General features: G+C 63.1%; 7 protein-coding genes. All 7 read left to right on the top strand.

Annotated features, from left to right (window positions below):
- Positions 1-17: 17 nt before the first annotated feature.
- Complete coding sequence (fliI, locus tag V7080_RS22925) at positions 18-1424, top strand: flagellar protein export ATPase FliI (protein ID WP_334190698.1); 1407 nt, start codon at positions 18-20, stop codon at positions 1422-1424.
- A gap of 33 nt (positions 1425-1457) precedes the next feature.
- Positions 1458-1898 carry a flagellar export protein FliJ gene (gene fliJ, locus V7080_RS22920; RefSeq protein ID WP_334190697.1) on the top strand — a complete coding sequence of 147 codons (441 nt, stop codon included), beginning with the start codon at positions 1458-1460 and terminating at the stop codon, positions 1896-1898.
- A 20-nt stretch (positions 1899-1918) separates the two neighbouring features.
- Positions 1919-3310, top strand: coding sequence for a flagellar hook-length control protein FliK (locus V7080_RS22915; protein ID WP_334190696.1), 1392 nt, complete (start codon positions 1919-1921; stop codon positions 3308-3310).
- A 171-nt stretch (positions 3311-3481) separates the two neighbouring features.
- On the top strand, positions 3482-4021 hold the full coding sequence (gene fliL / locus V7080_RS22910) for a flagellar basal body-associated protein FliL (RefSeq protein ID WP_334190695.1): 540 nt from the start codon (positions 3482-3484) through the stop codon (positions 4019-4021).
- A gap of 4 nt (positions 4022-4025) precedes the next feature.
- Positions 4026-5018 carry a flagellar motor switch protein FliM gene (fliM, locus tag V7080_RS22905; protein WP_334190694.1) on the top strand — a complete coding sequence of 331 codons (993 nt, stop codon included), beginning with the start codon at positions 4026-4028 and terminating at the stop codon, positions 5016-5018.
- A gap of 1 nt (position 5019) precedes the next feature.
- Complete coding sequence (fliN, locus tag V7080_RS22900) at positions 5020-5442, top strand: flagellar motor switch protein FliN (protein WP_334190693.1); 423 nt, start codon at positions 5020-5022, stop codon at positions 5440-5442.
- Entirely contained in the window at positions 5439-5858 is a 420-nt protein-coding gene (gene fliO, locus V7080_RS22895; protein WP_334190692.1) for a flagellar biosynthetic protein FliO, read from the top strand. The genes fliN and fliO overlap by 4 nt, the downstream gene beginning before the upstream one ends.
- Positions 5859-5979 lie beyond the last annotated feature (121 nt).

The raw sequence follows: 5979 nt of genomic DNA, 5'->3' as shown, positions 1-5979 counted from the left end.
GAATCGGACTGGCTCGAATGAACGCACTTCACTCCAACAGCAACCGCTGGCAGGCCTACCTGCGGGATTGCAGTGCACTGGCATCGATTGCCGAACCCATGCTGGTCTCCGGCCGCGTAACCCGCGTCGCGGGCCTGGTGATGGAAGCGGTCGGCCTGAAGCTTGCGGTCGGCAGCGCCTGCACCGTCCCGCTGCCGAATGGCGCACGTATCGAAGCGGAGGTCGTCGGCTTTCAGGACGACAAGCTGTTCCTGATGCCGCAGAGCGATGTCGAAGGCATCGTGCCGGGGACCCGCGTCTTTCCGGTCGAGGTGGTGCAAAGCCTGCCGAAGCCGGGCACGGTCAATCATCCGCGCCGCCGTCCAAGCGACCGGGGCCGCCACCTGCCGGTGGGCGACGAACTGCTCGGTCGGGTGCTCGACGGCGCGGGACGTCCGCTTGATACGCTCGGCCCGTTGAATGCGGTCCATGCCGCACCGCTGAACGTACGGGCGGCTAATCCGCTGTCCCGCGCCCCGATCACCGAAACGCTGGATGTCGGCGTGCGGGCGATCAACAGCATGTTGACCGTCGGACGCGGCCAGCGCATGGGCTTGTTCGCGGGCTCCGGCGTCGGCAAGAGCGTTCTGCTCGGCATGATGGCACGCTACACCGGCGCCGACGTCATCGTGGTCGGCCTGATTGGCGAACGGGGCCGCGAGGTGAAGGAATTCATCGAACAGATCCTGGGCACGGTTGGACTTGCCCGCTCGGTGGTGGTCGCCGCGCCGGCGGACACGCCGCCGCTGATGCGATTGCAGGGCGCGGCCTATACCCATGCGATCGCCGAACATTTCCGCGACCAGGGCAAAAACGTGCTGCTGATCATGGATTCGCTGACCCGGTATGCCATGGCGCAGCGCGAGATCGCATTGGCCATCGGCGAACCGCCTGCGACCAAGGGCTATCCGCCGTCGGTGTTCGCCAAGCTGCCTTCCCTCGTGGAGCGCGCCGGCAACGGCAAGCCGGGCGGCGGCTCGATCACGGCCTTCTATACGGTCCTGACCGAAGGCGACGACCAGCAGGACCCGATCGCCGATTCCGCCCGTGCGATCCTTGACGGTCACATCGTGCTCAACCGCACCCTGGCCGAAGCCGGCCATTATCCGGCCATCGATATCGAGCAGTCGATCAGCCGCGCAATGCACAACATCACCTCCCATGAACACCAGAAGACCATGCGCAGGCTGAAACAGTTGTATTCCCGCTATCAGCGCAGCCGCGATCTGATCAGCGTCGGGGCCTACGCCGCCGGCACCGATCCGGTGCTGGACGAGGCGATCACGCTCATCGGCAGGATCGAGAAATTTTTGCAGCAGGACATCACCGAACAGGCGGGCATAAACGAGAGTTTGGGGCAACTTGCCTCTCTGTTCCAGCGATAGAAAGCCGGTGGGCGCCATTAACATGGATGCATTATGGCGATCAATCCAGCACTCGAAACCCTGATTGAACTGGCGACCGGCGAGACCGATGAAGCCGCCAAGCGGCTTGGCCGCGCGGTCCGCGCCTGCGAGGACACCGAGCAGAAGCTCACCCTCCTGCTGCAATACCGGGATGATTACAGCGCCCGCTTCCAGTCGGGCATGGCAGCCGGCATCACGGCGGCGGGTTACCGCAATTTCCAGCTCTTCCTCGACAAACTGGATACCGCCATCGCCGGCCAGCAGCAGATCGTCGACGAAGCGAAGCGGCGCATGAACGACGAGCGCGTCGCCTGGCAGGAAAGCGAGCGCAAGCGCATGTCCTACGGCACCCTTGTCACGCGGGCGCACAAGGAAGAGGAGCGCAAGGAAAACAAGCGCGACCAGAAGCTGATGGACGAATTCGCGAACCGGCAGTCCTACTACAAACGTTAAATTCATAGACGGCGGCAATCATGCAGACACCCCCAATCATCAATCCGGTCAACGTCGCTTCGTCACCGGCGCCGGTGAAACAGGCCGACAGGAACGGCGGCGAGTCCTCCTTCGGGCAGACGCTGTCGCGTGAGATCGCGGGACGGAGCAACGCGGCCGAGGCACCCAAGCCGGTGAAGGAAACCAAGCCTTCCGCACCTGCGAAACCGGCCAAGGAAAAGACCGCTGAGAAAGCATCGACGGAAAAATCCGCTGCATCCGCGAAAGACGAACCTGCCAATGCATCCGTAACGACAAAAGCGACCGAAGGCGTCAGCGAAACGAAAGAGGTCAAGGCCGTGGTCGATCCGAAGACCTTCAAGGATTTGACGGACTTGAAGAGCATCAGGGATGCAAAAAAAGCAAAGCCGGAAGACACGGAGAGCATTGTCATTTCCACGGCCTCCGACAATATGCTCGCCCTGGTTGCCGGCGCAGGCCAGATCATTTCGGCGGCAGCTCAGGGCAAGTCCGCCGTCGAGCCGCAACTGCGTGACATGCCCACCGCACCGGCCGATAACAGCACCCTGCCCGTAACCATCGCGGCGGCAGCCATGGCCGCACCGATAGCACAGACAGCGGACAGGTTTCCATCCGCCAGCACAACAGGAATCCCTGCGGACGCCTTGCCGCAGCCGGATTCGGCACACGCGAAAACCGGCACGATGAAGCCGGAGATACTCGCCGATGCGGCAAGCCAGGCAGGCGAAAAGCCGGCCGCGGAGAGTCGGAGTACTGTCGACGCCGGCGCCACGCCGTTCACCCAGGAGCTTGCGGCAGCAGTATCCTCGGCGGCGCCTGCAGCCACACCTGCAGCGGAGGTCGCCGCCAAAGTGCAGGAGGCGGTGTCCGCCCTGACCGGCGCTGCGCCGGCCACAATGCAGCCCATGCAACAGCAAGCGCTGCAAGGCGTGCAATCCGCCGGCCAGCAATCCGAAAAGCTCACGCCCCCGGTAGGTACGCCCGCATGGGATCAGGCGCTCGGACAGAAGGTGGTGTGGATGGTGGCCGGCGAACAGCAAAGCGCATCGCTCACCCTGAATCCACCCGACCTTGGACCGCTGCAAGTCGTCCTCAATGTCTCCAACTCCCAGGCCAACGCAACCTTCATTTCGGCGCAACCGGAGGTGCGGCAGGCACTTGAAGCCGCGATGCCGAAGCTGCGCGAGATGCTGGGCGAAGCAGGCATCCAGCTCGGCCAGTCCAATGTCAATGCCGGCACGCCCAACCAGCAGGGAAGCTTCGGCGATCCGCAATCGCCGTCGTCCCGCCAGGATGGCCGTGCTACCGCCGGCGGGGACACTTCCTCGCCCGCCACGGCGCGCGTGATTCCGGCCGCCGTCAAACAAGGACTGGTGGACACCTTCGCCTAAAGACCGGCCTTCCGGCGCATTGCCCTGTCCTTACGACGATATGCGCCGGCTTCCTCCTTCTTTTCGACGCATTCCGGCAGGCGCTTCTTGCAGATAATGATATCGGAATGCATCCAATACGAGCGAGCCTGACCTTCCCGGCGCGCTCGGATCGAAACAAGAGGAAATGAAATGGCAACAGCTCCCAAGGCAGCGCCGAAAGCAGTGCCCAAGGTCGTACCGATCGACGATACCGCCGCGGCTGCGCAGGCGCCCAAAAAATCCCGCAAGACGTTGATCATCGCCGGCGTGCTGATGCTGGTAACGGCCGCCGCAGGCGGCGGTGCGGCCTACTGGTTTATGGGCGGCGCGGCCGAAGACAAGGCTGCCGCTCCCAAGGTCGAGCCGGTCAAGCCGCCGGTGTTCGTCATGATGGACTCCTTCACGGTCAACCTGCAGCCGGACGACGGCGTCGACCAGTATCTGCAGCTTTCCTTCAGCCTGCAGGTAGCCGACCAGGCTACCGTCGACCAGATCAAGCTATATATGCCGCAGGTGCGCAGCCGTCTGCTGCTCTTGTTGTCGAGCAAGAAAGCATCGGAACTGTCCACCGTGGAAGGCAAGAAAAAGCTGTCCGACGAGATCATCGCCCAGGTCAAGCAACCGTTCTCGCCGCAAGGCAAGCCGCAGGCGGTGACCGGCGTTTTCTTTACCTCCTTCGTCATCCAGTAGCACCATGGCCGAGAACTTTCTTTCACAGGAAGAAGTCGATGCCCTGCTCAAGGGCGTCACCGGGGACCAGGACGAATCGCTGGCCCAGGAGGACAGTTCCGGTGTGCGGCCGTACAACCTGGCCACCCAGGAGCGGATCGTGCGCGGCCGCATGCCGACGCTCGAGATCATCAACGAACGTTTCGCCCGGCTGCTGCGCATCGGCCTGTTCAATTTCCTGCATCGCAGCGCGGAGGTATCGATCGGCCCGGTTCGGGTGCACAAGTACAGCGAATTCATCCGCAACCTGGTCGTACCCACCAACCTCAACCTGGTGCACATGAAGCCGCTGCGCGGAACGGCGCTGATGGTCTTCGACCCGAACCTGGTGTTCCTGCTGGTGGACAACCTGTTCGGCGGCGACGGGCGCTTCCATACCCGGGTCGAAGGCCGCGATTTCACGCAAACCGAGCAGCGCATCATCCAGCGCATCCTGGGCATCGTGTTCGAAACCTATGCCAAGTCATGGGAGCCGGTCTATCCGGTGGAATTCGAATATGTGCGTTCCGAGATGAACACCCAGTTCGCCAATATCGCCACGCCGAACGAAGTGGTCGTGGCCACCACCTTCACCATTGAATTGGGGCCGGTCAGCGGCGAAATGCATTTCTGCATGCCCTACTCGATGATCGAGCCGATTCGCGACCTGCTCACCAGCAGCCTGCAAGGCGAGACGCTGGAAATGGACAAGCGCTGGATCCGACTGATGACCCAGCAGATCCAGACGGCGGAAGTGGAAATCGTCGTTGACCTCGGCGCCGCCCGGGCGACGCTTGGCGAAGTCCTCAACATGAAAGCCGGCGACATTCTTCCGCTCGTGGTGCCGGCCCTGGTGGAAGCCAAGGTCGATGGCGTACCCGTGATGGAGTGCAGCTACGGCAAGTTCAACGGCCAGTACGCGCTGCGCGTCGAAAAGCTGCTGACCTACAGTACCAACGAAAACACGCAAGGAGATTGACATGGCGGATGACACAACAAGCCAGGGCACCACGGATGACGATTGGGGTGCGGCGATCGCCGAACAGGCGCAGGCGGAAGCCGCAGCGGCGATGGCGATGCAGGAAGCCAAGCCGAATGTATTCCAGGATTTCGGCAGCGCCGGCGTTAAGAGCGGCACCCACAACGATATCGACTTCATCCTCGACATCCCCGTGCAGCTGACGGTCGAACTCGGCCGCACCAAGATTGCCATCAAGAACCTGCTGCAACTGGCGCAGGGATCGGTGGTGGAGCTCGACGGCCTGGCGGGCGAACCGATGGATGTTCTGGTCAACGGCTGCCTGATCGCCCAGGGCGAAGTCGTTGTGGTGAATGACAAGTTCGGTATCCGCCTGACCGACATCATCACACCTTCCGAACGGATCAGGAAACTCAACAAATGATGCGCCGCGCACTGCCATGGGCTGCGCTGCTGCCGATCACGGCACAAGCGGCTGCACAAGCGGCGGCGCAACCCGCGCCGACAAGCAGCCTGTTCCAGTTGCTGTTCGGCCTGATCGCGGTGCTCGGCCTGATGGGTGGCGCGGCATGGCTGCTCAAGCGGCTCGGCGTCGCCAAGTCGATCACCGGTGCACCGTTGAAAGTCGTCGGCGGCATCAGCGTCGGCGGCCGCGAGCGCATCCTCGTCGTCGAGGTCGCCGACCAGTGGATCGTGGTCGGCGTCGCGCCGGGACGCGTCAACACCCTGTCGACCATGCCGCGCCAGGAAGCGCAGGCAGCGGTTTCCGGCACCCCCGACCCGGCCAATTTTTCTTCCTGGCTCAAGCAAACGATTGAAAAGCGAAATGGCAACCGGTAGAAGAACTCCAGCGGCAGCGGCGCTCCTGCGCCTGCTTCCCGTCACCCTGCTCGCCCTGCCCCTGGTGGCAGGCGCCCAGCAGGCCGGCATCCCCGCCATCACCAGCATGCCTGCCGCCGGC

The organism is Noviherbaspirillum sp., assembly GCF_036846085.1.
GTDB lineage: Bacteria > Pseudomonadota > Gammaproteobacteria > Burkholderiales > Burkholderiaceae_D > Noviherbaspirillum.
The sequence above is the reverse complement of the archived record's forward strand: the minus strand, read 5'-3'. Positions and strand labels throughout refer to the sequence as shown.